28 protein-coding genes are annotated in these 23,809 nt (G+C 59.1%); 7 read left to right on the top strand and 21 right to left on the bottom strand.

Annotation, left to right across the window (positions count from 1 at the left end):
• The first annotated feature begins 75 nt into the window (after positions 1-75).
• Positions 76-3,534: an indolepyruvate ferredoxin oxidoreductase family protein gene (locus B8783_RS11235; RefSeq protein ID WP_084420214.1), complete on the top strand. Its 3,459-nt coding sequence runs from the start codon at positions 76-78 to the stop codon at positions 3,532-3,534.
• 54 nt (positions 3,535-3,588) lie between these two features.
• On the opposite strand, the gene B8783_RS11230 is transcribed toward B8783_RS11235, so the two are convergent.
• From B8783_RS11230 to B8783_RS11215, 4 genes are all read right to left on the bottom strand, one after another.
• Positions 3,589-3,957 (bottom strand): hypothetical protein, encoded by a 369-nt coding sequence (locus B8783_RS11230; RefSeq protein ID WP_084420213.1) that lies wholly within the window; start codon positions 3,955-3,957, stop codon positions 3,589-3,591.
• A 106-nt stretch (positions 3,958-4,063) separates the two neighbouring features.
• Positions 4,064-4,426, bottom strand: a complete 363-nt coding sequence (locus B8783_RS11225) for a hypothetical protein (RefSeq protein WP_139792339.1) — start codon at positions 4,424-4,426, stop codon at positions 4,064-4,066.
• Between the two features lie 25 nt (positions 4,427-4,451).
• Positions 4,452-6,038, bottom strand: a complete 1,587-nt coding sequence (locus B8783_RS11220; RefSeq protein ID WP_199288160.1) for a lysine--tRNA ligase — start codon at positions 6,036-6,038, stop codon at positions 4,452-4,454.
• An 89-nt stretch (positions 6,039-6,127) separates the two neighbouring features.
• Positions 6,128-6,907, bottom strand: a complete 780-nt coding sequence (locus B8783_RS11215) for a GGDEF domain-containing protein (RefSeq protein ID WP_139792338.1) — start codon at positions 6,905-6,907, stop codon at positions 6,128-6,130.
• A 155-nt stretch (positions 6,908-7,062) separates the two neighbouring features.
• Here B8783_RS11215 and B8783_RS11210 point away from each other — a divergent pair, with 155 nt between their 5' ends.
• On the top strand, positions 7,063-7,251 hold the full coding sequence (locus B8783_RS11210; protein ID WP_233355759.1) for a (2Fe-2S)-binding protein: 189 nt from the start codon (positions 7,063-7,065) through the stop codon (positions 7,249-7,251).
• Between the two features lie 215 nt (positions 7,252-7,466).
• A complete protein-coding gene (gene bfr / locus B8783_RS11205) occupies positions 7,467-7,952 on the top strand; it encodes a bacterioferritin (RefSeq protein ID WP_084420209.1) in 486 nt (161 codons plus the stop codon).
• Here the strand turns inward: bfr and B8783_RS11200 are convergent.
• The 4 genes from B8783_RS11200 to B8783_RS11185 form a co-directional block, all read right to left on the bottom strand.
• The gene (locus B8783_RS11200; RefSeq protein ID WP_084420208.1) at positions 7,949-8,614 is read right to left on the bottom strand and encodes a glutathione S-transferase; all 666 of its coding nucleotides are present in this window, start codon (positions 8,612-8,614) and stop codon (positions 7,949-7,951) included. The two genes, bfr and B8783_RS11200, sit on opposite strands and share 4 nt — an antisense overlap.
• A gap of 84 nt (positions 8,615-8,698) precedes the next feature.
• Positions 8,699-9,646 (bottom strand): alpha/beta fold hydrolase, encoded by a 948-nt coding sequence (locus tag B8783_RS11195; protein WP_084422065.1) that lies wholly within the window; start codon positions 9,644-9,646, stop codon positions 8,699-8,701.
• A 92-nt stretch (positions 9,647-9,738) separates the two neighbouring features.
• Complete coding sequence (locus tag B8783_RS11190; protein WP_084420207.1) at positions 9,739-10,041, bottom strand: SCP2 sterol-binding domain-containing protein; 303 nt, start codon at positions 10,039-10,041, stop codon at positions 9,739-9,741.
• A 105-nt stretch (positions 10,042-10,146) separates the two neighbouring features.
• The gene (locus tag B8783_RS11185) at positions 10,147-11,007 is read right to left on the bottom strand and encodes a hypothetical protein (protein WP_084420206.1); all 861 of its coding nucleotides are present in this window, start codon (positions 11,005-11,007) and stop codon (positions 10,147-10,149) included.
• An 85-nt stretch (positions 11,008-11,092) separates the two neighbouring features.
• Between B8783_RS11185 and B8783_RS11180 the strand changes: the two genes are divergently transcribed.
• Together B8783_RS11180 and B8783_RS11175 are read left to right on the top strand one after the other, a co-directional pair.
• Positions 11,093-12,640, top strand: coding sequence for an acyl-CoA carboxylase subunit beta (locus B8783_RS11180; RefSeq protein ID WP_084420205.1), 1,548 nt, complete (start codon positions 11,093-11,095; stop codon positions 12,638-12,640).
• Between the two features lie 66 nt (positions 12,641-12,706).
• A complete protein-coding gene (locus B8783_RS11175; protein ID WP_233355758.1) occupies positions 12,707-13,645 on the top strand; it encodes a DUF4349 domain-containing protein in 939 nt (312 codons plus the stop codon).
• On the opposite strand, the gene B8783_RS11170 is transcribed toward B8783_RS11175, so the two are convergent.
• Complete coding sequence (locus B8783_RS11170; RefSeq protein ID WP_084420204.1) at positions 13,642-14,676, bottom strand: pseudouridine synthase; 1,035 nt, start codon at positions 14,674-14,676, stop codon at positions 13,642-13,644. The two genes, B8783_RS11175 and B8783_RS11170, sit on opposite strands and share 4 nt — an antisense overlap.
• 259 nt (positions 14,677-14,935) lie before the next feature.
• On the opposite strand from B8783_RS11170, the gene B8783_RS11165 reads away from it, so the two are divergent.
• Complete coding sequence (locus B8783_RS11165) at positions 14,936-15,544, top strand: GNAT family N-acetyltransferase (protein WP_084420203.1); 609 nt, start codon at positions 14,936-14,938, stop codon at positions 15,542-15,544.
• A gap of 1 nt (position 15,545) precedes the next feature.
• Here B8783_RS11165 and B8783_RS11160 read toward each other — a convergent pair whose 3' ends face one another.
• The 9 genes from B8783_RS11160 to B8783_RS11125 form a co-directional block, all read right to left on the bottom strand.
• Positions 15,546-16,445 (bottom strand): hypothetical protein, encoded by a 900-nt coding sequence (locus tag B8783_RS11160; protein WP_084420202.1) that lies wholly within the window; start codon positions 16,443-16,445, stop codon positions 15,546-15,548.
• 229 nt (positions 16,446-16,674) lie between these two features.
• Positions 16,675-17,175 carry a GNAT family N-acetyltransferase gene (locus tag B8783_RS11155; RefSeq protein WP_084420201.1) on the bottom strand — a complete coding sequence of 167 codons (501 nt, stop codon included), beginning with the start codon at positions 17,173-17,175 and terminating at the stop codon, positions 16,675-16,677.
• 49 nt (positions 17,176-17,224) lie between these two features.
• Positions 17,225-17,662 carry a DUF2147 domain-containing protein gene (locus B8783_RS11150; RefSeq protein ID WP_084420200.1) on the bottom strand — a complete coding sequence of 146 codons (438 nt, stop codon included), beginning with the start codon at positions 17,660-17,662 and terminating at the stop codon, positions 17,225-17,227.
• 86 nt (positions 17,663-17,748) lie between these two features.
• Positions 17,749-17,877, bottom strand: a complete 129-nt coding sequence (locus tag B8783_RS18730; RefSeq protein WP_267889658.1) for a hypothetical protein — start codon at positions 17,875-17,877, stop codon at positions 17,749-17,751.
• Positions 17,878-17,975: 98 nt separating this feature from the next.
• Complete coding sequence (locus tag B8783_RS11145) at positions 17,976-18,353, bottom strand: hypothetical protein (protein ID WP_084420199.1); 378 nt, start codon at positions 18,351-18,353, stop codon at positions 17,976-17,978.
• A gap of 351 nt (positions 18,354-18,704) precedes the next feature.
• Positions 18,705-19,583 carry a hypothetical protein gene (locus B8783_RS11140; RefSeq protein WP_084420198.1) on the bottom strand — a complete coding sequence of 293 codons (879 nt, stop codon included), beginning with the start codon at positions 19,581-19,583 and terminating at the stop codon, positions 18,705-18,707.
• 1 nt (position 19,584) lies between these two features.
• Positions 19,585-20,823 carry an argininosuccinate synthase gene (locus tag B8783_RS11135; RefSeq protein ID WP_084420197.1) on the bottom strand — a complete coding sequence of 413 codons (1,239 nt, stop codon included), beginning with the start codon at positions 20,821-20,823 and terminating at the stop codon, positions 19,585-19,587.
• Between the two features lie 150 nt (positions 20,824-20,973).
• On the bottom strand, positions 20,974-21,225 hold the full coding sequence (locus B8783_RS11130) for a GlsB/YeaQ/YmgE family stress response membrane protein (RefSeq protein ID WP_084420196.1): 252 nt from the start codon (positions 21,223-21,225) through the stop codon (positions 20,974-20,976).
• Positions 21,226-21,298: 73 nt separating this feature from the next.
• On the bottom strand, positions 21,299-21,736 hold the full coding sequence (locus B8783_RS11125) for a GNAT family N-acetyltransferase (protein ID WP_084420195.1): 438 nt from the start codon (positions 21,734-21,736) through the stop codon (positions 21,299-21,301).
• A gap of 152 nt (positions 21,737-21,888) precedes the next feature.
• Here B8783_RS11125 and B8783_RS11120 point away from each other — a divergent pair, with 152 nt between their 5' ends.
• Positions 21,889-22,644: a vWA domain-containing protein gene (locus B8783_RS11120; protein WP_084422063.1), complete on the top strand. Its 756-nt coding sequence runs from the start codon at positions 21,889-21,891 to the stop codon at positions 22,642-22,644.
• 47 nt (positions 22,645-22,691) lie between these two features.
• Here the strand turns inward: B8783_RS11120 and B8783_RS11115 are convergent, their stop codons facing one another.
• Genes B8783_RS11115 through B8783_RS11105 form a run of 3 tightly spaced genes read right to left on the bottom strand, consistent with a single transcriptional unit; the run spans position 22,692 to position 23,668 of the window.
• On the bottom strand, positions 22,692-22,928 hold the full coding sequence (locus B8783_RS11115) for a hypothetical protein (protein ID WP_084420194.1): 237 nt from the start codon (positions 22,926-22,928) through the stop codon (positions 22,692-22,694).
• Positions 22,925-23,371: a MarR family winged helix-turn-helix transcriptional regulator gene (locus tag B8783_RS11110; RefSeq protein ID WP_084420193.1), complete on the bottom strand. Its 447-nt coding sequence runs from the start codon at positions 23,369-23,371 to the stop codon at positions 22,925-22,927. Before B8783_RS11110 ends, B8783_RS11115 begins: the two co-directional genes overlap by 4 nt.
• A 6-nt stretch (positions 23,372-23,377) precedes the next feature.
• Positions 23,378-23,668: a putative quinol monooxygenase gene (locus B8783_RS11105; RefSeq protein WP_084420192.1), complete on the bottom strand. Its 291-nt coding sequence runs from the start codon at positions 23,666-23,668 to the stop codon at positions 23,378-23,380.
• Positions 23,669-23,809: the final 141 nt, after the last annotated feature.

The following is a 23,809-nucleotide window of genomic DNA, read 5'->3' as shown; positions in this document are numbered from 1 at the left end:
TTAGCGCAATAAGGGCAAGCATTTTCAGCAAAAAAGACGAAAAATATAGCCGTATGACCAAAAGGGAGGCGTTCCTTGGAACACCGTGAAGTCACGCTGAATGATAAATACGATCTTGTCGAGGGCCATGCTTACATGACCGGCATTCAGGCGCTGGTGCGTCTGCCGCTCGACCAGAAGCGACTGGACCTGAAAGCCGACCTGAATACGGGCGGCTTTATTTCCGGCTATCGCGGCTCTCCGCTCGGCGGGTATGACCAGCAGCTGCGCGCGGCTGGCAAGTGGCTCGCCAAGCACGATATCGAGTTCTGGGAAGGCCTGAATGAAGACCTCGGCGCGACCGCTGTCTGGGGCTCGCAGCAGCTCGGCCTGTTCCCCGGCGCCCGCCGCGACGGGCTGTTCGGCATCTGGTACGGCAAGGCGCCTGGCGTCGACCGTACAGGCGATGTGTTCAAGCATGCCAATGCCGCGGGCTCATCGCGCCATGGCGGCGTGCTCGCCATTTGCGGCGATGACCACACCTGTAAGTCCTCCACCCTGCCATCGCAGTCCGAATTCGCGATGCAGGACGCCGAAATTCCGGTCCTGAACCCGGCCTCCATCCAGGACGTGCTCGATTATGGCATCCATGGTTGGGCCATGAGCCGGTTCTCCGGCGCCTGGTCCTCGCTGATTGCGTTGGCCGACACGATGGATTCCGGTGCAGTCGTCGATGTCACGCTCGACCGCTTGAAACTGATCACGCCAGACTTCGAATTCCCTGAAAGCGGCGTGCACATGCGCCGCGGGGATAGCCCGATTGAGAAAGAGCGCCGTCTGCGCGAATACAAACTACCGGCAGCCCAGGCCTGGGTCCGCGCCAATCATCTCGACCATGTTCTGGTCCCGTCGCCCAAGCCGCGCGTCGGTATCATCACCACCGGTCAGGCTGCTCGGGACATCTTCGAAGCGCTCGCCGCCATCGGCCTCACGCCGGAAGAGGCCGGGCGTCTGGGCGTCAGCGTCTTCAAGGTCGCCATGCCATGGCCGCTTGAGCCAACCCGCATCCGCGAGTTCTGCAAAGGGCTGGAACGGGTTCTCGTGATTGAGCACAAGCGCCCGCTCATCGAAGAGCAATTGCGTTCGGTTCTCTATAGCCTGCCAGACAATGAGCGTCCCTACATTGAGGGCAAGCGCGACCGCGATGGCAATCGTCTGCTGAGCCAGGTTTCCTCAATTCCGGTCCCTGAAATGGCAAATGCTGTCATGCAGCGCGTGCCGGGCAAATGGGATACGTCGCGTGCCGACCAGTATTTTCAGCGCGTCGGCGCTGCCGGCCAGGCCGCCCTGTCGAACGCGTCGCCGACGGTGCGGTCGCCGCACTATTGCTCAGGCTGTCCGCACAACACCTCAACCGTTGTACCGGAAGGCTCACGCGCCCTCGCAGGCATCGGGTGTCACTATATGGCGAACTTCATGCCGGACCGTAAGACCGACATGACCAGCCAGATGGGCGGCGAAGGCATTGCCTGGCTCGGCCAGTATTTCGCGACCGATGAAGATCACATGTTCGTCAATCTCGGCGACGGCACCTATTCGCACTCCGGTTCGCTCGCCATTCGCGCAGCGGTCACCTCCGGCGCGAATATGACCTACAAGATCCTCTACAACGACGCCGTTGCAATGACGGGTGGCCAGACGGTCGAGTCCGGCCAGACCCCGCAACAGATTGCCCAGCAGGTCGAAGCTGAAGGCGTCAAGACGATCGTCATCGTGACTGAAGACCCGACCCGTTATGCCGGCGTCAAAGGCCTGCCACGCGGCGTGAAAATCTATGACCGCGAAGAGCTCGATGACGTGCAGCAAATGCTCCGCGACACGCCGGGCGTTTCGGTCATGATCTACGACCAGATCTGCGCCACTGAAAAGCGTCGCCGCTCCAAACGAGGCCTGCGCAAGCCAGATCGCGTGCGCGTCATGATCAATCAGGCCGTCTGTGAAGGCTGTGGGGATTGCTCTGTTAAATCGAACTGCCTGTCGGTTGAGCCTGTTGAGACCGATCTTGGCCGCAAACGCCGGATCAACCAGTCAACCTGCAACACAGACCTCTCATGCCTGCGTGGCTTCTGCCCGAGCTTTGTGACCGTCAAGGATGCGCATTTTGCCGCTGAAGACGCGCCCGTGCTCGATGCCGATGCCTCGGGTCTCGCGCTTCCAGACCTGCCACCTGTCGCCCAGCCGTGGAACATCCTGTTCACCGGAGTTGGCGGCACGGGTGTCACGACGGTTGCGGCTGTGCTCGCCATGGCGGCCCATGTTGATGGTAATGCAGCATCCTCGCTCGACATGACCGGCCTTGCCCAGAAGGGCGGCCCCGTCCTGTCGCACCTGCGCTTTGCAAAAGAGCCGGACATGATTTCGACCGGCCGCGTCCCGCCAGCCTCTGCTGACGTAATCATCGGCTGTGACCTTGTCGTCGCTGCAGGCGGTGATGCGATTTCGCTAATGGATGTTGGCCGTACACGCGTCGCTGCAAACGCAGACGTGACACCAACCAGCGAGTTCATCCGCGATCGCTCCAAGACCTTCGAAAGCCAGATGCTCGCATCCCGCGTGAAGCGTCAGGCGCTCGAGTTTGGCGCGATTGACGCTGAGGCCCTCGCCATCGGTTATCTGAACGATGCGATCTACACGAACATGATCATGGTCGGATATGCCTGGCAGAAGGGCTATCTCCCGATCACGCTGCGTGGCCTCTACCGCGCGATCAAGCTGAACGGCGTGAAGATCGAAGACAACATGAAAGCGTTTGATGTTGGCCGTCTGGCCGCTGCAGATCCTGATCGTCTTGAAGCGGTGTCAGACCCACGCGGTGATGTTCAGCCAATGTCACTGGACGAGATCATCGAAGATCGCGCTGAGCGTCTCGTTGCCTTCCAGAACAAGTCCTACGCTGACAAGTATCGCGACCTGGTCGCCAAAGTCCGCGCGTCGGAAGAGGCCGCAGGCCTCGGCGATGCCTTCACGACCGCTGTCGCCAAATACGCCTTCAAGCTCATGGCCTATAAGGATGAGTATGAAGTCGCCCGTCTCCATACGGACGGCACCTTCGAGAAGCAGCTGCGTGAGACCTTCCATGGCGGCAAACTGCAATACCACATGGCGCCGCCACTGCTCGCCAAGAAGGACTCCAACGGACACCTTCAGAAGAAGCCATTCGGCTCATGGATGGGCACGGTGTTCGGCGTGATGAAGAAGTTCAAGGGTCTCCGCGGTACGCCATTCGATCCGTTCGGCTATACCGAAGAACGCAAAATGGAACGCCGTCTGCGTGACGAGTACATTGAGCGCGTCGGCGAACTCGCTCGTGGCCTCACCAAGAAGAACCATGAGCTGGCCGTCGCCATTGCGTCCATTCCGGATGAAATTCGCGGCTATGGCCATGTGAAGGAAGCCTCAGTCGAAGCGGCCGAAAGCCATCGCGAAGAGCTTTTGAAGAACTGGCCTGAAGGCGGTATGCCTGCCAAGAAGCAGACCCTGATCGCTGCCAAATAGGCGCGATCTACAAGTCACATTCTTCAAGGGCTGCGCCGTATCGGCGTGGCCCTTTTAGCTTGCGATGGTCACGATGACTTCGAGCAGGCTGCTACCGGCATTTATGGCGGCAAGTTCTGCATTGAGAGACGTCGCCGCGATATCCTTGCTGACAGAGGTAACCTGCCCGGCGGCGTTCAGCGTTAGTACCGTCAGGGTCAGAATCCGCGCTGAAGTGTCCAGCGCCCCATCGGCAATCTGGACGGGCACCTTGCCGACCATGTAGGCGCCTTTGCCCGTGTAGTAGACGCCTTTAGCGGCCAGACGCGTGCCGTGATAAGCGCCCTTGAAGGGAAGCGCGACAGCCTGCCCCGTGACCTTCGCGGCCGTACAGCTGCTTGCAAAGAGCGTGCTCAGCAGTGCAGCCGAGATTACGTATTTCATGCCCAGCCCCTATCCCGTGGAAGGCTGACACTAGCTGAAAAGGGTTAAGGTCGGTCTGATGGAATGGGCGCAATCTGTCGGTCGGGGATAAGGTCTGCGTGTCGGCCTAAGCCCTGCTGACAAACACGTCGACGACGTCATCGCGCTCCATCAGGGCGTCGAGTTCCTTGTCGAGTTTCCGGGCGGGAATGACGCGGTCGTTTGAGTACATCTGCTTGCCATCGCGAAACCGCACGGTCAGGCGCAGCCTGCCCTTTTCGATGTTGCCAATATCGTCTGCCACGGTGACGGGCACACTGTCGCCGCCAGCAGAGACAAGGCCGACGGCGCCTTTGCCGGTATAGTAGACGGTCTTGCCGGCCAGTTCGACGCCTGAGCCGATAAGGCCAACCGTCGCACCGGCGACGCTGGCCGCAAGACAGCCCGAGACCGCAAGAGCTGCGAGCGGAAGGATAAAGAGCGTCTTCATGAAATTTTCCCCCACCCGCACGCGATCATCGCGCGAGTGCATCTTCAATGAGCTGCGCTGTTTCATCCACGCCATAGAGAGCCGCAAAGCCGCCAAAGCGCGGCCCCTGGCTCTGGCCAAGCAGGACTTCATAGAGCGCCTTGAACCAGTCGCGAAGGTTCTCAAACTCGTGCGTCTTGCCAATCTCGAAAGTGAGGTTCTGCAGGGTTTCGGCATTCGCCTCTCCCTCCCAGCTGCGCAGACGGGCCGCAAAATCCTCAAGCGCCTTGCGTTCTTTCTCGTCCGGCGCGCGGTAGACCTTGGTCGGCTTCACGAAGTCCGCGTAATAGCGGATCGCATAGCCGGCGAGCTGATCGAGGAAGGGGTGGTTTTCCGGGCTCGCATCCGGCGCATAGCGCGAGATGAAATCCCAGAGCTGGTCCTTGGTCTCGGTATTGGCTGCGCTGACAAGGTTCAGCAGCAGCGCGAATGACACCGGCGAGCTCCATTGCGGGACGCGGCCGGAATGGATGTGCCAGACCGGGTTCTCGATCTGCCGTTCCGGCGCTTCCTGCGGGTATTTGTCCAGAAATGTCAGATACTCGTCCACCGCCTTGGGGATGACGTCGAAATAGAGCTTCTTGGCGGCGCGTGGCTTCTGGAACTGGAACAGCGACAAGCTTTCCTGCGGCGCATAGGCCAGCCAGTCCTCAACCGAGATGCCATTGCCCTTGGTCTTGGAGATTTTCTCGCCCTTGTCATCGAGGAAGAGCTCATAGACATATTGCTGCGGCGGGCGGCTGCCGAGGATCTGGCAGATCTTGGAATAGATCGGCGCGTTGTCCTGATGGTCCTTGCCGAACATTTCGAAGTCCACGCCAAGCGCGGCCCAGCGCATGCCGAAATCCGGCTTCCATTGCAGCTTGGTGCGTCCACCGGTGACGGGGATAGTGACGTCTGTGCCGTCTTCATCCTCGAACGTAATCGTGCCAGCCTTCGGGTCGGTCGCCTTCATCGGCACATAGAGCACGCGCCCCGTCGTCGGCGAGATCGGCAGGAAGGGCGAATAGGTCGCCTGCCGCTCCGCGCCGAGCGTTGGCAGCATCACCTTCATGATGTCGTCGAACTTCTCCAGTGCGCGTAGAAGCGCTTCGTCAAAGGCGCCCGACTTGTAGAGCTGGGTCGCCGACTTGAACTCATAGTCAAAGCCGAAACTGTCGAGGAAGGCGCAAAGGCGGGCGCCCATATGCGCGCCATAGCTTTCATGCGTGCCGAACGGATCCGGCACATCCGTCAGCGGCATCTGCATGTAGGGCTCAAGGTCGGCCGGGTTCGGGACCGTCGGTGGCACTTTGCGCATGCCGTCCATATCGTCGGAGACGCAGATCAGCTTCGTCTCATACTTGCCCTCAGTCAGCGTTTCGAAGGCGTGGCGCACCATCGTCGTGCGGACAACTTCGCCGAACGTTCCGATATGCGGCAGGCCTGACGGGCCATAACCGGTCTCGAAGACGACCGGGCCTTCTTTCGGCGTGCCGGCGCGCTCCATGTTCTCCAGCCGTTTCAGCAGGGCGCGTGCCTGTTCGAAGGGCCAGGCCTTGGCGTTTTCGGCAAGCTCGGACAGCGCGCTCATGACGTCTCCATTGGTCAAAGTCAGGAATGTGCCGGAGGTAGAGGGCAGGGCAGTCGCGGTCAAGCGTGAGACGCCTGCTGCCCGGCCGCTCAGGCGGCCTTGTGGACCATGACGCGGTTGCGCCCGGAATTCTTGGCGTCATACATACCATCGTCGGCGCGGCGGAAGAGTTCCGAGAGCTGCGTGGACCAGCTTCCTTGGGCGACGCCGATGCTGGCGGTGATGTCGATTTTGGAGCCGGGCTCTGGAATGAACTCGATCTGGGCGATCGAAAGGCGCACACGTTCCGCGATGATGCGGGCCAGCTGGATATTTTCGCCCGGAACGAATATTCCGAATTCCTCGCCGCCGATCCGTCCGACAATATCTTCATCGCGCGTCGCGTCCATGATGGCTTTGGAGACAAGCTTCAGGGCCTCGTCACCGGCCTGATGGCCATAGGTGTCATTGATCTGCTTGAAGTGGTCGAGATCGACCATGAGCATCGCGCCGGAGGTCTTTCGTTCCTGAAAACGCCGGATCCGGCTCAGAAAGGCTTCCCGATTGAGGAGGCCGGTGAGCAGGTCCATACGGGCCCGGTTGGCAAGCTCGGCATGCGCTTTTTCAAGCTGCTGCATGGCCTGGGCGAGCTTCAATCGTTCACGTTGGAAGATCAGGGCGAGCGGAAAGGTAACCGACGTTGCGCAGATGGCTGCCAGAGCGAACCAGATGCCGATGATCTCTCGAAGAATATGCTCCGGAATGTCGCATATGAGTATCGCAAGCGCGGTAAGCACCTGGCTCACAGCGAGGTTGATCAAAGTGATCAGCAAGGCGCGCCGATAGGAAACACGCACAGGTGATTCGGTGATGATCGGTTCTTTGTCCACCAACCAGAAATAGCGGGAAGGTCTGAAGAACCCGCCTTTCTGGACATCGAAATTTCTTGGAAAACTGAAAGACTCTCGTAAAGCAGATAAAATCGCGACAGCATGTTATTGACAATCATTCGCATCTGCTCTAGATGAGAATCATGATCATTTGCATGTGCAGACGTATAAATGACAAGGGCGTCCTCGAAGCGGTGGACGCGGGTGCGCGCAGCCCTGAAGCTGTGCAGGCGCATCATGGTTGTCAGTTTAACTGTGGCAAATGCCGCACGACCATCGGTGAGATGATTTCCGAAAAGGTCGACGGTCTGACAGCTCAGCCATTGCTGGCCGCTGCAGAATAACGCCGCCAACTTTATAAAATTTTTTAAAATCAAACCTCTTTGCGACCGGGCGTCGGAACGCGCAGCAGATGCGTGTTTGCAATTGCATCGCATGACGCCATGCAATTGCTTCTCACTATCATAGGCATCTGTTTTTATTGGGTTTTTTGATTGCAATGCGCCGCAATCATGGTAATTTGCGACTCGTCAATCAAACAAGCTTGAAGGAGACCGCCATGAAGGGCGAGCCTCAAATTATCGAATTTCTGAACGCTGCGCTGAAAAATGAGCTGACGGCGATCAACCAGTATTTTCTCCACAGCCGGATGCTCAACGACTGGGGCGTCAATCGTCTCGGCGCGTTCGAGTACAAGGAATCCATCGAAGAGATGGAACATGCCGACTGGCTGATCGAGCGCATTCTGTTCCTGGGCGGCCTGCCAAATCTGCAGGATCTCGGTAAGCTCAACATCGGCGAATCCGTTGAAGAGATGCTGAAGTCAGATCTCAATATGGAGATCGAAGCTGTTGCCTTGCTGAAAGACGCTGTCGAAGCGGCGGAAAAAGCGCGCGATTATGGAAGCCGCGACCTGTTCGGTAAAATCCTCCATAGCGAGGAAGAGCATATCGATTTTCTCGAGACCCAATTCGACCTGATCGAGCGGATCGGTATCCAGAACTACATCCAGCTTCAGTCGCGTGCGACCGACGACGAAGGCTAATCCGCATAGGCGTAAGGGCCGCCCTTGCTGAGGGCGGTCTTATAGGCCGGGCGAGCGTGGATGCGGGCCAGAAACTCCGTGATGGTCTTATACGCGCCAGCCCCGCCACGGCTCACAGCGGCCTCGAGCGGAAAGCTCATGATGATATCAGCGGCGCTGAACGTGTCCCCCGCAAACCAGCCAGTTTGCGCCAGCGAGCTGTCCCAATACTCAATATGCTCTTTCAGGCGCGGGTCGACAAAAGCGGCCTGCGCCTTCGAGGCAACAGCCTTGACCAGCGGCCGCATCAGCATGCCAGCGTTTTCCGGCAGTCTCTGAAAGACGAGCTTCATCAGCAGGGGCGTCATCGCTGAGCCTTCAGCGTAGTGCATCCAGTAGGTCCAGGCGCGCGCTTCGGGCGTGCCGGCGGCAGGCTTCAACCGTCCCCCACCATGCGTTTCAATGATGTAGTCAATGATCGCGCCCGTCTCAGCGACGATCACGCCATTCTCTTCCAGCACGGGCGATTTGCCGAGGGGGTGAATGGCCCGCAAGCTATCTGGCGCCAGCATCGTCTTTGGATCGCGCTTGTAGTGAACGATCTCGTATTCGATGCCGAGCTCTTCCAGCAGCCACAGAATCCGCTGGGATCGTGAATGCTCCAGATGATGGACCTTAATCATGTTTTGGCTCCCTCTTGCGCCTTTGCCTCAATAGCTAGCGCGATGCCGCCGCTTGCAAAGGCATGATGCGAGGAGAGCAGCGCTTTAAATCGAGGCGCGAACCAGAAGCTGGTCAAAACCGTCCCAGAACTGGGTCCGGATTTCATCCGTCTCCATCAGGATTTCGTGCCGCGCGCCTGCAATGGTGATGTGTTCGCAGTTGGGCAGGTATTTGGCCGTGCGTGCGTGCGCGCGATTGTCGACCAGCTGCTCCTGCTCGGCGCTGGCGACGAAGACCGGGACATCGATGTCGCGAAGCAGGGCAGGCTTACGGGTCTGGTTGAGGATGTTGATCGACGCGCCAAGCCAGCCCCATGTGACCGGGCCAAGTTCAAGCTCCGGCGCTGCATCGACAAGGTCACGTTGAAGCTGCCAGCGCGCTTCGTCATGGGTAACAATGTTTGTCTCGAACGTCTCGGCCGGTCCGGGCTGGCGGGCATAATCACCAGACTTGCCCATGACGCGCATGGCCCAGACGAGGTAGCGGACCGCCGCGTTAATGGGCAGGCCCCACATGGGCGCTGAGAAAGCGGCCGCTTCGACACGCACCAGTTTCTGCGCAATGGTGGCAAGCGCAATCGCGCCGCCCATAGAATGCGCGACCGACACATAGGGTCGCGGCAACCGATCGTTTAACGCTTCAAGCCCGTTGGCGAGCGCGCCCATGAAGGTCTCAAACCGGTCGATATGCCCCTTTGCCGGATCATCAAGCAGCCGGTCTGACAGCCCTTGCCCCGGCCAGTCGAGGATCACCAAGGCAAACCCGCGTGCCTGAAGGTCGCGCGCAGTCTCGAAGTACTTTTCGATGAATTCTGTACGCCCCGGGCAGATAATGGCCGTTCCGCGCGGCTTCGTAGCGGTCGAAGGCGCCACGCAGGCGCGCAGCTGGCGACCACCAATGCCCTTGAACCAGATCAGCTCTGCGCCATCCGGCTCCGGATTACCCGGGATCTGAACAAAGGTCTCACGCTTTTCGAAACTGGTTTCGGCCATGTCCATTCCTAGCAAACAAAAGGGGCGCTGACAGCCTTTACAGCTCAGCGCCCCTCAAACGTTTCATGACCGTCTAATGCGGCCAGATCAGCCTAGCTGAATTTCTTCATCAGGCCCTGAAGCTGCATTGCGACGGACATGTCGCCGAGCACTTTCAGTTTGCCTTGCATGAAGGCCATCGTTGGATCCAGCTGGCCAGCCACGAGTTTCTGGAAATCATCCCAGTCAACTTTAACCGTCGCATCGGCTTCGGCGTCGGAATTGTCGGCTTTGCCGTTTGCGCCGTCGATGAACAGCTTGCCGATATCGCCGAAGTCAAACTTGACTTTCTTGGTGAAGTCTCCGCCGGCTGATACGGCTTCGTTGGCTTTTTGGGTGAGTGTTGCGAGATCCATTAACGCCTCCTCGAATTGGAACTTTGGCGATAAAGCAGCGTGAAGGGGGGCAAGGCAAGGGAAAACAGGATAACGGCCGCAGACAAGCTGCCCGGCGCGCTAAAATCAGCGCACGATCATCATCTTGCCGATGGGCGGTGAAGCTGAAATAGGGCCGACATTCCAGGTCCCGTGATAGGTCCCCGGCGTATCAAACAGGTAGAGCCCATCATTCAGCCCGACCTCTCGACCGGAAACAGCGTGCGGTCCGCAGCCATCAGCCTGACAGGTGTGGGCCTCACCTCCCGGATGCTGGATGTTGAAAGTCAGCGTCTCATCGTCGGGCAGGTGCATGGCCATTGGCAGGAAGCCCGGCGAATCGCCGATAGCGCCATAGGCCTCGCGGCGGGCGTGCAAATTTCCGGTGAGGACCAGTACACGCGCGTCCGGATTCTCCGCCGATGCCTGCATCAGCGATTCGGCGAGGCTTTTCTCATAAGGCGCCTGGCTGCCGTCAGCGCCTTTTTCGCCATTCTTGAAACCGATCATGCGGATGTCGGCGCCAGCTTCACGCAATTTCTGCAGACGCACAAAGAGATCCAAAAAGGCCTGGCTGGAGAGCCCCCAATCCGAACCGTCGAAAAAACGGCGAAGCAGGCGGTGACGGTCATCATCGTTGCCTTCGCTATCGACGAAGTCCTGCATCAATGGGGTATGGCCTGCCGTCTGCTCGATGCCGATGACGATCGGGCCCTGCTGCGCTGCTTCGCAGGCGATCTCGCCAAAGGCGGCCGGGGCTTCCCGTGTGCCATGCAGCTCTCCGAAGATCAGGAATGTCTTATCATGAGCCCCCAGTATCTCGGCTGTGCCAGTCATGGCCTTGCAGTCGAGCCCGGCCTGCGGCTGCTGCGCAGACGCGCGCATCGCTACGCCACTCGTAGCGGCAAAGGCCAGCGCGGCAGCAAGAAGTGAAACAGTGCCCCTCATACCTCCCCAGTCAGCAAGCGCCGTGCCAGTGGTTCCCAAATTATGGACTTGACCTTCCGCTACGTCTGCCGGTCTAGCTGGACCCATGTCTTGGGAAAAATCGATTGAAGAGCTTCGTCGCCGGGAACGGATGGCGGAAAAGATGGGCGGCGAGGAGCCGGTGTCGCGCCAGCGTGGGCGCGGCAAACTCACCGTCAGGGAGCGAGTTTCCTTCCTGGTCGATCCCGGCAGCTTCCACGAAATCGGCAAGATCGCTGGCGTTGCGACCTATGATGATGACGAGCAGTTGGCGAGCTTCATGGCGTCCAACTCGGTCGTTGGCCGCGCCACGCTCGATGATCGCCCGGCCGTCATTCTGGGGGATGATTTTACCGTGCGCGGCGGCGCAGCCGATGCCTCGATCCGCGGCAAGACGGTCATCGCGCTGAAACAGGCAATCGAATACCGGATGCCACTGGTCCAGCTGATTGATGGCACAGGCGGCGGTGGCTCTATCAAGATGTTCCTGAAGGACCCACGAACCTACATCCCGGAAACCCCAAGCTGGGAGCTGATCGTCGAAGGCATGAGCGAGGTGCCTTTCGTCTCTTTGGCGCTCGGCCCATGTGCCGGCCTCGGCGCGGGCCGTGTCGGCGCAAGCCATTATTCGGTGATGGTGAAAGAGTTGAGTCAGGTCTTCGTCGCTGGCCCGCCCGTGGCAATTGCGATCGGAGAAGACGTCACAAAGGAAGAGCTCGGCGGCTGGGAAATCCAGGCGAAAAACGGCACCGTTGACGATGTCGTTGAGAGCGAGGCGGATGCTTTCAAGGCCGCAAAGCGCTTCCTCTCCTATCTGCCATCCTCCGTGCACGAATTGCCGCTCATCACGGCGCCCACGGACGACCCGAAGCGCAAGGAGGAAAGCCTCCTGTCTCTGGTGCCGAAGGATGGAAAGACACCGTACAAGCCGCAGAAGATCATCGAAGGCACGGTCGATAAGGGCAGTTTCTTCGAGATTGGCAGCCAGTGGGGGCGGGGTATCGTTACCGGTCTTGCGCGCATTGATGGTCACCCGGTTGGCATCATGGCGGGCAACCCCTTCTTCCTCGACGGGGCATGGACGGCAGACGTTTGCGACAAGGTCACCCGCCATATGGACCTTTGCTCGACCTTCCATTTGCCGGTGGTCCACTTTGTTGATTGCGCGGGTTTCGCCGTTGGCGTGAAGCATGAGACGGCCGGTGTGACCCGCAAGGGTGTGCGCGCCATGGCGGCGGTCTATCAGGCGACGGTGCCGGTCTGCGCGGTGGTGATCCGCAAGGCGTTTGGGCTCGCAGGCTCGGCGATGATGAACCCGACAAAAGCCAAGTGGCGCTATTGCTGGCCGTCAGGCAATTGGGGCTCGCTCCCCATGGCGGGCGGTATTGAAGCGGCGTTCCGCAAGGAGCTTTCCGAAACGGATGATCGCGAAGCGCTGCTCGCCAGCCTCTACAAGAAGTTCGAGGCGATGGAGGACCCGTTCCGCACCGCCGAGGCCTTCTTCGCTGAAGAGATTATCGACCCGCGAGAGACCCGCCCTCTGCTCGTCGATTTCGTCCATCACGCGCGCCGCCGCATGGAGCCGGGCAAGACGAGTTTCGGCCCAAGGCCCTGAAGCTGCCCTAATTCTGCCGTGAACGGTCGCTCACATGGCGTTACCTGATTGTGGAGAAGGGGACGCATGATGCACATTAAGAAACTAATCGCGCCGACGGTGCTGGCGCTCGGGCTGCTGGCCGGATGTGGCGGGCCTGATAGTGGCGGAATTATTGCAGATCGCGGGCGGCCGTCGGCAGCCCCGGTCATGGAAGAGGCAACCATCTATGGCGGCGCCGACCAAATGGCTGCCGATGAGTCCTATGGCGAGCCGATAGCGGGTCCTGACCGCCCGGACGCTGAACCGGGCGCCGAGCAATATATCGCCTACAGCCATTCACTGGGGCTACGTCTGCCTAAAGGCGGCGTCGATGCGATGATGCAAGCGCATGTGAAGGCTTGCCGGGAGGCCGGGACGAACACCTGCATTGTGATCAATTCCAATGTCTACAATTCGAACGAAGACTATGTCTCCGGCAACATGTCTTTGCGCGCCAGGCCTGACTGGATTGAGACTTTTCTTGGCGCTGTTGACGAAGCCACTGAGACAGCGGGTGGCGACATCACGAGCCGCTCGACCAGTGCGGAAGATCTCACCCGGTCAATCATCGATACGTCGAGCCGGTTGGACGCGCAGAAAATACTGCAGGGGCGCCTCGAAGGCCTGCTGGAGCGCCGGGACGGTACGCTTGGAGACCTCCTCCAGATCGAACGTGAACTGGCGCGAGTCACGGGCGAAATTGAATCCATCGAAGCCCAGCTGAAAGCGCTTCGTCTGCGGGTGGCGATGTCTTCGCTCGATATCAGCTATGAGACCAAGCGAGAGCCGTTCAGCGCATCGCGCGGGAACCCTCTGGGGGAGGCATTCGGCGACTTTTTCTACAATCTTTCCATGGCCTTGGGCAGCGTCATCACGGCGTTTGCGATCGGCCTTCCATGGCTGATCCTGTTGGGAATCCTGATGTTCATCTGGCTCAGGGCAATCTGGCCATGGGTGCGGCGCCGCCGCAAGCCGAAGGCCTAATCGCGGCCGGGACGTTTTGAGCGTGAGGGCGGCCTGCCACCAGGTTTGCCTGATCGCCCGGGGCGTCCGTCACCGCTCTTGCGTGGGCTTTTTGGGCGTTCGGACTTCTCATTGCCGGGCCCATCCTGCGGTTTGTATTTTGAGATCGGTTTCGGGTTGCTCTTGCGCCGTTTGGACCGCCCGAACTTTGTTGGATCGGTCGGTTTTTTCACGGTCTTGCGCGCAGGTTTTCCGCCGCTTTCGGTTGGGGGCGAGGCCGAGATTACGGGTGCGTTTTCAATGAGGTCCTGGCGTTCCTGCGATGACAGGGCGCGCCATTTTCCCTCGGGCAGATCGCCCAGCTTCAGGCTGCCGATGCGGATGCGCAGGAGGTCCACCACAAGGAGGCCGACCAGTTCGCACATCCGCCGGATCTGACGGTTGCGGCCTTCGCGAAGGACAAAGCGCAAGCGTCCGGGGGACATTTGTTCGACATCCGCAGCTTTCAGGCGCCGCCCATCCAGCGAGAGCCCATGCCGCAATTGCGCGAGCGCCTGCGGGGTGACCTGGCCTTTGACGGTGACGATATATTCTTTCTCAAGCTCAGACGACGGGCCAATAATCGCCTTGGCCAGCACCCCGTCTTCGGACAGGAGCAACAGCCCGCGCGAATCCATGTCCAGGCGCCCAAGCGGCGCGAAATTCGTTGATCTACCGGGCAGTTTGGGCGCGCTACCGATTAGATTTTCACGCGTCGCGAGACGGATGGCGGGCGTCTGTTCCGGCTCCGGCTGGGCCGAAACAAAGCCGACGGGCTTGTGAATGACCACGGTCAGCTGATCGTCCAGCGCCTTGGCGGCCTTGCCTGCGAGTGACAGGATTTGCCCGGGTGATATCTTGTGGCCCGGTTCGGAAACCGGCTCCCCATCCACCTTTACACTGCCGGACATGATCAGCGTTTCCGCCTCACGGCGCGAGCAAAGGCCGAGCTGCGCCATCCATTTATTGAGCCGCATCGGCTCGTCGCCCGTATAGGTGTGCGTGTCTGTCATTGGGCCTGACTAGCAGAGCCGGAGAGGATTAGCGACGTGAAAGACAGCCCGGTTTCCCCCAAAAACACGGTGTCGTAACGGTGTCGTAGAGGCCGCCTCGGGTGTCGTAGCGGTGTTTTTCTCGCCATTCGGAGCGCAAGACTGGCTCGGTGTGTCAGATATGCATCTATGCATGGAAAAGCTGCGCCTCGCCCATTGCCTTAACCTGGTAAAAACCCCATTTCGCATATGCAGCATAAAAATGAGCAGGTGCAGCATAATGGTTTCAGAGATTCGACTTCGCGCAGCGGATGGCACGCCCATCCTCCTGCGCCGACTGGTCCCGACAGACGAGCCAGCCTTGCGTGAAGCAATTGAAAGCTTCTCGCCGCAGACCCGCTATATGCGCTTTTTCAGTGGTGCGCCGCATGTGCCCGAACATGTGATCCACCGTCTCGCTGATGCGGATGGCATCCTTCATGTGGCCTGGGTGGCGATTGATGAAAGCGCGCCTGACCATCAGGTTATCGGCGCTGTACATGCGATGCGTGACGACCCCAAATCGCCAACCGCCGATTTTGCGATCGGCCTCATTGACCCGTGGCATTCAAGGGGCATCTCACGTCTATTGATCGCGCTTCTGGCGTCCGAGGCCCGGCAAGTCGGGATCACGCGTTTGACCGCTGATGTGCTTTACGAAAATAAGCCCGGACGCGCGCTCATGAAGTCGATTGGCGCTGTGAGCGGGGCGACCGGCGGCACGTCGATCCATTACAATATCGAGCTTGAGGCCACGCTGTCGAAACTCGACACGCAAAAGGCGAGCGCGCCGATGCAATCTGTTTTCAAGGCGATCGATACCGGCGCAGCGATGCCAGTGGCTGCTTGACCTAAAGGTCGGGATAAGTGGCCCGCAATTCCTTGATCATCTGCTCGGTCTGGCCTTTCAGATAGGCGATCCCTCCGACGGTGCCCGGAATGTCATTGAGCAGATGAAATCCCGCGTCGATCGCGTCTTTGGCATACTGCCTCGCCTTGTCTTGCTCTCCGTCTTCGGCGGCGAGCCTTGAGGCGGCAGCAAGGTACTGCGCCAGCAATTTCGTAACATCGGCTGACTGATCCGGGCAGACGCGGCTGAGTTCACGCAAGCGGTGCGCGCCGGCCTCAACATCGACCTTTGAGCGATCTGCGTGGACGGCGTTGAAGAGCCCCCATGCCTCATCGCGGGCCCGGCTTTTATCCGCCTTCTTGATCGGCCATGGACAGCTCTCTAGATGCTTTGACACATCATAGATCGGCACGTCTGCGCCCTCGACATGCAGCCGCATCAGCCCTGGGATGATCGTATTACGAAAGATGGAATCGAGATTGCTGCGTGTAGCGAGCTTGGTGGTCTCCAGCTCATTGCCGGGGAAGTGAACCATGATGGGAGGATTGGTCTCCGGGTCCCAGACTTTGTCTTGCGCCTGTTGAAGACGCCAGATTCCATCGAGCAAGGCGTGCCGGGTTTCCTCATTGCCTTCCGGGCTGAAGAGTTGCGCATAAATGAGGGCAGCGAGGCCAAGCGCTTCTGGCCGATCTGAGCATCGAGCTTCGACGGATTTAGCAACCGCATAGGCTTTCGGGAGCTCGGCCTGATCGCGGCGGAGGAAATAAATCCACTCATAGAGCTTTTGCTCGGCGTCTTCCGGGCAGGGCGCTGGCGCGGCGGTGTCGCCCTCGGCGAGTGCCGGGGCGGCTGTCGCTAAAACGGCAGCTGCCGCGATAGCAAAGCGGAAGGTTCGGAACATGCGCGCTCGTTTCAGTGTGAAGATCAGATCTGAAAACTAGGCGGACGCGGCCCGCAGGGATTGTACAAATCCGCCATTGTGGAGCGAGGAGAAGGGGCGCATTTGGGGCTTCACCCTTCGACAGGCTCAGGATGAGGGTGCGTTGAGCTTCACGCTCGGCCTGCTACCAAGCACCACCTCATCCTGAGCTTGTCGAAGGATGGGCAGGAATTACAACGGCGTCCCGCAATCAATCGGCAACCGGCCGCGCATAATAGGCAACTTCATAGTCGGGTTTGTAGCGTTTCCGGCCAACTTCGACGAAACCGAGCCGCTGGTGGAAGCGGTGAGAGCCGGGATTGTCCGGATCGGTATTCACTTCACAAGTGATGTGCTTGCGCCCGCGCGCATGCTCAAACGCGGCGGCATAAAGCGCCTGACCGAGGCGTTGCCCCCGGGCCGCTTCGGCGAGTGCGATCCGGTCGACATAGATCATGTCGGTCTCCTCGCGCGCCATCCAGTCCTCCATCCAGCGCAGATTGTCGCTGGCATACGCCTTGGTGTGCGGTTCAAGCAGAGTGATGAAGCCGAGCGGCGTGTCGTTCTCATCGGCGGCGACTAGGCAGGTCGAGATATCGATCCAGCGCTTAAGGCCGTCTGCGCTCTCCTCATGGCCGACACCCGGCGTCGAGGCCTGGTTGATGGCAAAGAGGGCAGGCAGATCTGACGGGCGATAGGGGCGAATGGGCATGCGCGAGAGTGGGGCGGTTTCGCGTGGGCGTCAACCGTGATGGACGCGCCTAGTCCTCGGCAAACTCCGGCCAGATCTGGGTCTGGCAGATCGGACCGATGCAACCTTTCAGTTCAAGGTTTCCATCGGGCAGACGTTTGATGCGCGAGGCATAGCTCTTGTCGTTTTCCGGGTCATAGATCGTGCCGCCGCGCCAGTCATTCTTCTTCTTTTCGAAGCCCTGCAGCATGAGGAGGCCGATCACCGGATCGCCCGCCTTGGTGCGCGCCGTTTCCGGCGTCAGGCCGGGCGACATCGTGTCCGGGTTAATCCAGCTGACCGTGCCGCACGGGGTGCCATCGCCGCAATCTGCGATGGTAATGCGGGACGTGCCTTTTTCGATGTAGAACGTGCCGAACACATCATGGCTCGCTGGCGTGGCAAAGGCGGGCAGGGCGACGCTGCCAAGTGCGAGCGCAAACGAGAGAGCAAGGCGTGTGACGGGCATATGGGCGTCTCCTGTCGGTGAAAACGCCACTATGCGCCCGCGTCGGGGCCGCTGTCGACAGGGATTCTGGTTTGTCTGGCGCGGCCCTAAAGTTCGCCCGGCTTCTTCATTGACTGGCGCACGAACCAGACAGTGATGCCCACACAAATCAGCACCAGCGATCCGAATCCGACCAGCGCCGCAATGGCAAGCGGATCAACAGTGAGGTGTCCCATATGCATTTCCCTCCACCCAAGCCTGTGGTGACCAAAAGGATGCGGCGGCGCTGAGGCGTTGGGAATAAGGGAGATTGCGTAGGGTGGCGCTGATCTGGTTAATTGGGCCTACGAGTGCGTGGGATCGCCGCGACCTGCCAGCCATCCTCATAGATGATGAGGCCCGGCTCCCGCGTTTTCTTGACGCTGATCCAGTAGCCATAGACCTCGACAATGGCCTTCAGATGCCACATCCGCTTCATCGGCTCATGCGCGGCGGACTTGAACCAGCATATCGCGCGCTTATTGGCGTCAAGGCTCAGCTCTTCGGGGGCATGAAGGTGGGTTTTTAGCCATAGGAGCAGCCGGGCAATTTCATTGGCGTCGTGCACGCGCGTGTCATCGGCGTCGCGCAGACGGTACGCAATCTGGAAGATGCCAAGACGGCTGGAAGCGCCCTCATAGGGCACCTGACTTTCGAAACGTAGGTATCGCATGGGGTGATGTCCGTGCGGGTCTCACGAAGCGATGCGGCGCCCCTGGTGGGCTGCCGAGGAATCAAACCTCTCACCGTGGCCACTCCCGGTCTTGGTGAACGGGGCCGCGTTTACAGCGCGGTTGGGAGCGAGCAGCCCGGATGAGGCGTCAGCGATCGATTGTGAGTTTTTAAGACAATAAGGCTCTGGTCACGCAGGCTAAGGCCGGCGCGTCAGTCTGCTAGGAGCAGCTACAATAATAGAGCGTCATATTGAACATGGGCGCGGGAGATAGCAGGCGGCGTTGGGGGGTGTCAATATTCAACCGAGCTTTGCGAGACGAGCTATGGGATTGTATTGAGCTAAGGGATACTATTTTCGTTGTACGACAAAAAGTTGCGCTCCGAATATGTTGGTAGAGAATTCCGATAGCTTTGAAATCTTTTCGAATGTTCCTTCCGCCAAGGATACCTTTTCGGAAAGAGAGCTGACTAGTTCTCTGTATCGGAGACCAATCGGGCGCGCGGGTTGACCGGTAGTCTGAAACCGACCGTACATGTAAGTCTCAATATACTGATCGTACGCCATTAAAGCTTTGTTCTCGGAATCTTCGATTCGTTCAGAAGCGCGCTGGTATCGGTCAAGCAGGAATTCGGTGAGGTCCGGACCGAACCGCAACAAGTTCTCGTCCAGTTTGCCGGTTATGGAATTTCGTAGATCTTGAACGCTCAGCCCCTCTGCCGAGAATGGTTCTGAGCAAATGTGAATAGTCGAATGATCAATCGCGCACGTGTGCGATCCGGGCGTTAGATGTCCGATCGTGGAGGGGCGCACGAAAGTTGAATCAGCACTTACCGAGTTCTTGTTGAAAGCTGCATTCAGTTCTTCATGAGTATGAAAGCGTGGAGCGGCATAGAACACTTCATTCCCAGCATTCTCCAATGAAAGCAGCATTTCATGCTGCTTGGAGTGCCGAGAATCCATTATTGAAAACCGAAAGAAGGGCGGAATAATGGGTAGTTTGTATCTTGATATTTCTTTCGCGCGTCTCGTCATCATTTTGTGAGAGAGCTTGAATTGGACAAATATCGGAAAGGTTGGACCGCCAATCTGTAAATCGTATCCGCCCCCTGGTTTGCCCTCCTCAAGCAGTGACGGAAAGATGGGTGCAAAGCGCAAATCGCCGTAACGATCTACCAGTTCGTTGGTTAAGGCGAATCCGTATGAGAACTCAGATATGTCGGGAGCCAAGCTAATTCCGCCCAGCCTTCCGGTCCCGCCCGGCCAGGAGCCTCAGGCGCAGCGCGTTCAGCTTGATGAAGCCCTCCGCATCCTTCTGGTCATAGGCGCCGTGGTCGTCTTCGAAGGTGACGATTTTCTCTGAGTAGAGCGAATAGGGGCTGGAGCGGCCGATGAGGTAGGCCTGGCCCTTATAGAGCTTGATCGTCACTTCGCCGGTCACCCAGCGCTGGGAATGGTCGATGGCGGCCTGCAGCATTTCGCGCTCCGGGCTCCACCAGAAGCCATTATAGATGAGCTCAGCATATTTCGGCATCAGCTCGTCTTTGAGGTGGCCTGCACCTTTGTCGAGCGTGGCTTGTTCGATGCCGCGATGGGCGACGAGCAGGATGGTGCCGCCGGGCGTCTCATAGATGCCGCGCGACTTCATGCCGACGAAACGGTTTTCCAGAAGGTCCAGGCGGCCGATGCCGTGCTTCTTGCCATAGGCATTGAGCGCGGTCAGCAGGGTCGCCGGGCTCATTTCCTCGCCATTGATGGAGATCGCATCGCCGCGCTCAAAACCGATGGTGATGACTTCCGGCTCGTCGGGCGCGTCTTCCGGGTTGATCGTGCGCATGTGGACGAATTCCGGCGCTGGCTCGGCCGGGTCTTCCAGTACCTTACCCTCTGAAGAAGAGTGGAGAAGGTTCGCATCGACCGAGAAGGGGGCTTCGCCGCGCTTGTCCTTGGTGATCTCGATGCCATGGGTTTCGGCAAAGGCGAGAAGGTCGGTGCGGGACTTGAAATCCCAGTCGCGCCACGGAGCGATCACCTTGATGTCCGGGTTGAGGCCGTAATAGCCAAGCTCGAAGCGGACCTGGTCATTGCCCTTGCCGGTCGCGCCATGACAGACGGCGTCGGCGCCGACCATGTCGGCAATCTCGATCTGGCGCTTGGCGATCAGCGGGCGGGCGATCGAGGTGCCGAGCAGGTAAACGCCTTCATAGACGGCATTGGCGCGGAACATCGGGAAGACATAGTCGCGCACGAAATCCTCGCGCACATCCTCGATGAAGATGTTTTCCGGCTTTACCCCGGCGGCCAGCGCCTTCTTGCGGGCCGGCTCAAGTTCCTCGCCCTGGCCAAGGTCTGCTGTGAAGGTCACGACTTCGGCGCCGAACTCGGTCTGCAGCCATTTCAGGATGATCGAAGTGTCGAGGCCGCCGGAATAGGCAAGGACGACTTTCTTGGGCGCAGGCTTCTTGGACATGTATATGCTCCGCTGGGAGGGGTGTGGCTATCGGCGCGCACCATATTCATGTGCGCGGGCGGGGCAAGTGACAGCGTACGCCCAAATCAAACAAAAACGCCCCAGCCATTGGGCCGGGGCGTCATGAATTTCGTCTTTGTCTTCGACAGATCAGGCGCGTTTAACGAGACTGATCAGGAAGAGCAGGATACATGCGCCGAGGAAGGCGCCGAGAATGCTGCCGAGAATGCCGCCAAAGGTGATGCCGAGGGCACCGAAGATGACGCCGCCGAGAACGGCGCCGATAATGCCGACAATAATGTTGCCAACCAGACCAAAGCCTGCGCCGCGCATCACTTGTCCTGCGAGCCAACCGGCAACTGCACCGATGACAAGCCAGATTAGAATTCCAACCGGATCCATGATGATCCCTCCTTTTATAATCCTAGTAGAAGAACCGCCGCCCGGAGAAAACGTTCCGCAGGACTAAAAGAATTCACGCTTGCCAGACCATACGGACATCTGGCTCGCGCTCTTCATTGTTGTCTCCGTCCGTGTATTCGGTGTCATGGAAGCCGTGGCGACGATAGAAGCGCCGCGCGCCTTCATTCCTCTGGAAGGCCCAGAGTTCGAGCCGGTCATGACTGGCCTGGACCCTTGCGATAAGCGCCGAGCCGATCCCGAAACTCCAGTGGCGCGGGGCAACATAGAGATGGTTCAGCCAAGACCCGCGACACGCCGCAAAGCCGGCCCGCTCGCCTGCATGTTCGGCGACGAGGACCGTTTGTTCGGCGAGCACGCGATTGGTGAAAAAGTCCACGTCTTCTGCGGGGGTGTGAACGACTGCGAGCCATGGCATGCCGTGGGCCCGCGCCTCTCGCGAGATCGCGGCAATCTGTGGGCCATCATCAGGTCGTGCTGCACGAATGAGCATCGGCAAATCATACGGCGACAGCAGAAAACGTCTACTGCCCGAAGATGACCGACCTTTCACCTAAAACCTGCCCCCTCATCGCCCAATTTTGGCGTCAGCCTTGCTCCATCGCGCTCCAGGGTGGGGCCGAGGGATGAATGGAGACACTTGAGATGAAACGGACACTGATCCTCTCGACACTGGCGACGGCGGCCGTATTTGGCGCCTGCGCGGCAAAGCCGGCGCCTGACACACCAGAAATCCAGCCAGCCAATGACGCGGTCCACTCCTACATTTTGCTGGACCGGACCGGTTCGATGTCCGGCATCTGGGACGAGGCGCTGACATCTGTAAACGCGTACGCAGCCGACATCGGCAAGCTGGAAGAGGGCGAGCAGGATGATCTAGACACCTCCGTGACGCTGGCGGTATTCGATGCGCAGGATGGTCTAAAATATGATGTGCTGCGCAAGAGCGTGACGCCTGGCAACTGGGAGACGGTGACAAGTGACGAGGTGAGCCCACGCGGGATGACGCCGCTTTTCGATGCCATCGGCCGGATTATCTCGACCGCTGAGAAGGATGCGCCGGAAAAGGCCGTGATCGTCATCATGACGGACGGGCTGGAGAACTCCTCGCGTGAAATGACCAAGGAGGGCGCGCGCGCCGCGCTTGACCGGGTTGAAGCAAAGGGCTGGGAAGTTGTCTTCCTCGGCGCGGAGTTTGCCAAATTCGATGACGCCGATGCGGTTGGCGTTTCGCGCCAAAAATCGATGGCGATGAGTGCAGGCTCGATGCAGGAATCCATGTCGCGGCTGGCCAAGAAATCGCGCGACTATGGCAAGGGCGAGTCCGAAGAGATTATCTTCGATTCAGAAGACCGCGCCGTCGCCAATGAAGCCGATGTGCAGGCTCGCAAAGGCAATTAGGGCGCGTCTGTAACGCGCCGTAAAATGATTATCGAGGCCTCCGCCCGTCAGTCCTGATGGGCGGAGGTTTCATTTGTGCAGGGCGGGAAGGTGCGCCCCGCCAGTCGGGCAGCCGCCGGGCCGATGACCAGCAGAATGAGCGGCACAAGGATCGCTGTAATCACCAGAGTCTGCACGGCCAGCGGTATGCCGGGTATAAGTTCATGGATGATCAGAAGGGATCCGGTGACCCCGACATAGACGGTTAGCCAGACGACAAAGAGGTGGAACAGGCGGGCTTTCATGCAAGGCCTTCCTTGGCGGCGCGGTCTGTAAGGAGCGTGAAGTATTCCGGCCAGAGCGTTTCGAGTTTTGATCGGCCATCGGGGCTTATCGAAAGATGGCGCACTCGGCCATCTTGCTTGTCGGCCTGCTCTAACAGAAAGCCTGCATCAAGCAGCGATGCCACCGTTCGCGAGAGCACGGGCCGCGACACGTCTATCTTCGATGCGATTTGGGAAAACGTCAGGGAGTCTGTCTCAAGCTCCCGGTCAATCACCATCAGGATCATGAATTTCAGCTGCGAGAAATCATGCGCGGCAAAGAAGGCATCGAGTGTCCGGATGAGGCGGCTGACCGCGCCCATCAGGTTTAGCGTGCGCTGAATGTCGCCCGCGCGGCCCGCAGCATGCGTTGCGGCGTAGCGTTCGATCATGTCGCGGGTCGGAAGGTCTTTCAGGAAGAACATGAGGCCTCAGGCACGCTTTTGCATCTTGGTGATCACGGGCGAGTGCTGAAGCCAGTTTTCGTATTTTTTGAAAACGGCCGCCGTGTAGGGCTTGGCATAATGGGCCTCGAGATCGGCTTCATCGCGCCACTCCTCAAAGAGATAGAGGCGGCTCTCATCCTCGTTGTCTAGCAAGGTGAAAGACACGCAACCCGGTTCGTCGCGCGTCGGCTCGACGATGGCCATGACGGCCTCGCGAGCTTCGGCAAAGTGCTCCGGTTTAGGGCTGATCTCGGCGAAGAGGTTGAAAGCGGGCATTAGAAAGCTCCATAAGTTATCATGATAACAAAATGGCGTTTGACGCCAATTTGTCAACCGTGATGCTGCTGGCGCAGGTGTTCAGGCGGGTCCAGAAACGAAGAGGGTGCCCCAGCGAGCTGAAAGCAAGAATATGGCAGC

Source organism: Henriciella litoralis (genome assembly GCF_002088935.1).
GTDB classification, from domain to species: domain Bacteria; phylum Pseudomonadota; class Alphaproteobacteria; order Caulobacterales; family Hyphomonadaceae; genus Henriciella; species Henriciella litoralis.
Note: the sequence above shows the minus strand (reverse complement) of the source record. Positions and strands in the feature narration are given on the sequence as shown.

Bases quoted from the DNA above. Each gene is read 5' to 3' on its own strand.
- B8783_RS11230 (WP_084420213.1), bottom strand. From the start codon at position 3,957: ATGAAATACGTAATCTCGGCTGCACTGCTGAGCACGCTCTTTGCAAGC.
- B8783_RS11225 (WP_139792339.1), bottom strand. From the start codon at position 4,426: ATGAAGACGCTCTTTATCCTTCCGCTCGCAGCTCTTGCGGTCTCGGGC.
- B8783_RS11220 (WP_199288160.1), bottom strand. From the start codon at position 6,038: ATGAGCGCGCTGTCCGAGCTTGCCGAAAACGCCAAGGCCTGGCCCTTC.
- B8783_RS11210 (WP_233355759.1), top strand. From the start codon at position 7,063: ATGTGCAGACGTATAAATGACAAGGGCGTCCTCGAAGCGGTGGACGCG.
- bfr (WP_084420209.1), top strand. From the start codon at position 7,467: ATGAAGGGCGAGCCTCAAATTATCGAATTTCTGAACGCTGCGCTGAAA.
- B8783_RS11200 (WP_084420208.1), bottom strand. From the start codon at position 8,614: ATGATTAAGGTCCATCATCTGGAGCATTCACGATCCCAGCGGATTCTG.
- B8783_RS11195 (WP_084422065.1), bottom strand. From the start codon at position 9,646: ATGGCCGAAACCAGTTTCGAAAAGCGTGAGACCTTTGTTCAGATCCCG.
- B8783_RS11190 (WP_084420207.1), bottom strand. From the start codon at position 10,041: ATGGATCTCGCAACACTCACCCAAAAAGCCAACGAAGCCGTATCAGCC.
- B8783_RS11185 (WP_084420206.1), bottom strand. From the start codon at position 11,007: ATGAGGGGCACTGTTTCACTTCTTGCTGCCGCGCTGGCCTTTGCCGCT.
- B8783_RS11180 (WP_084420205.1), top strand. From the start codon at position 11,093: ATGTCTTGGGAAAAATCGATTGAAGAGCTTCGTCGCCGGGAACGGATG.
- B8783_RS11175 (WP_233355758.1), top strand. From the start codon at position 12,707: ATGATGCACATTAAGAAACTAATCGCGCCGACGGTGCTGGCGCTCGGG.
- B8783_RS11170 (WP_084420204.1), bottom strand. From the start codon at position 14,676: ATGACAGACACGCACACCTATACGGGCGACGAGCCGATGCGGCTCAAT.
- B8783_RS11165 (WP_084420203.1), top strand. From the start codon at position 14,936: ATGGTTTCAGAGATTCGACTTCGCGCAGCGGATGGCACGCCCATCCTC.
- B8783_RS11160 (WP_084420202.1), bottom strand. From the start codon at position 16,445: ATGTTCCGAACCTTCCGCTTTGCTATCGCGGCAGCTGCCGTTTTAGCG.
- B8783_RS11155 (WP_084420201.1), bottom strand. From the start codon at position 17,175: ATGCCCATTCGCCCCTATCGCCCGTCAGATCTGCCTGCCCTCTTTGCC.
- B8783_RS11150 (WP_084420200.1), bottom strand. From the start codon at position 17,662: ATGCCCGTCACACGCCTTGCTCTCTCGTTTGCGCTCGCACTTGGCAGC.
- B8783_RS18730 (WP_267889658.1), bottom strand. From the start codon at position 17,877: ATGGGACACCTCACTGTTGATCCGCTTGCCATTGCGGCGCTGGTCGGA.
- B8783_RS11145 (WP_084420199.1), bottom strand. From the start codon at position 18,353: ATGCGATACCTACGTTTCGAAAGTCAGGTGCCCTATGAGGGCGCTTCC.
- B8783_RS11135 (WP_084420197.1), bottom strand. From the start codon at position 20,823: ATGTCCAAGAAGCCTGCGCCCAAGAAAGTCGTCCTTGCCTATTCCGGC.
- B8783_RS11130 (WP_084420196.1), bottom strand. From the start codon at position 21,225: ATGGATCCGGTTGGAATTCTAATCTGGCTTGTCATCGGTGCAGTTGCC.
- B8783_RS11125 (WP_084420195.1), bottom strand. From the start codon at position 21,736: ATGCTCATTCGTGCAGCACGACCTGATGATGGCCCACAGATTGCCGCG.
- B8783_RS11120 (WP_084422063.1), top strand. From the start codon at position 21,889: ATGAAACGGACACTGATCCTCTCGACACTGGCGACGGCGGCCGTATTT.
- B8783_RS11115 (WP_084420194.1), bottom strand. From the start codon at position 22,928: ATGAAAGCCCGCCTGTTCCACCTCTTTGTCGTCTGGCTAACCGTCTAT.
- B8783_RS11110 (WP_084420193.1), bottom strand. From the start codon at position 23,371: ATGTTCTTCCTGAAAGACCTTCCGACCCGCGACATGATCGAACGCTAC.
- B8783_RS11105 (WP_084420192.1), bottom strand. From the start codon at position 23,668: ATGCCCGCTTTCAACCTCTTCGCCGAGATCAGCCCTAAACCGGAGCAC.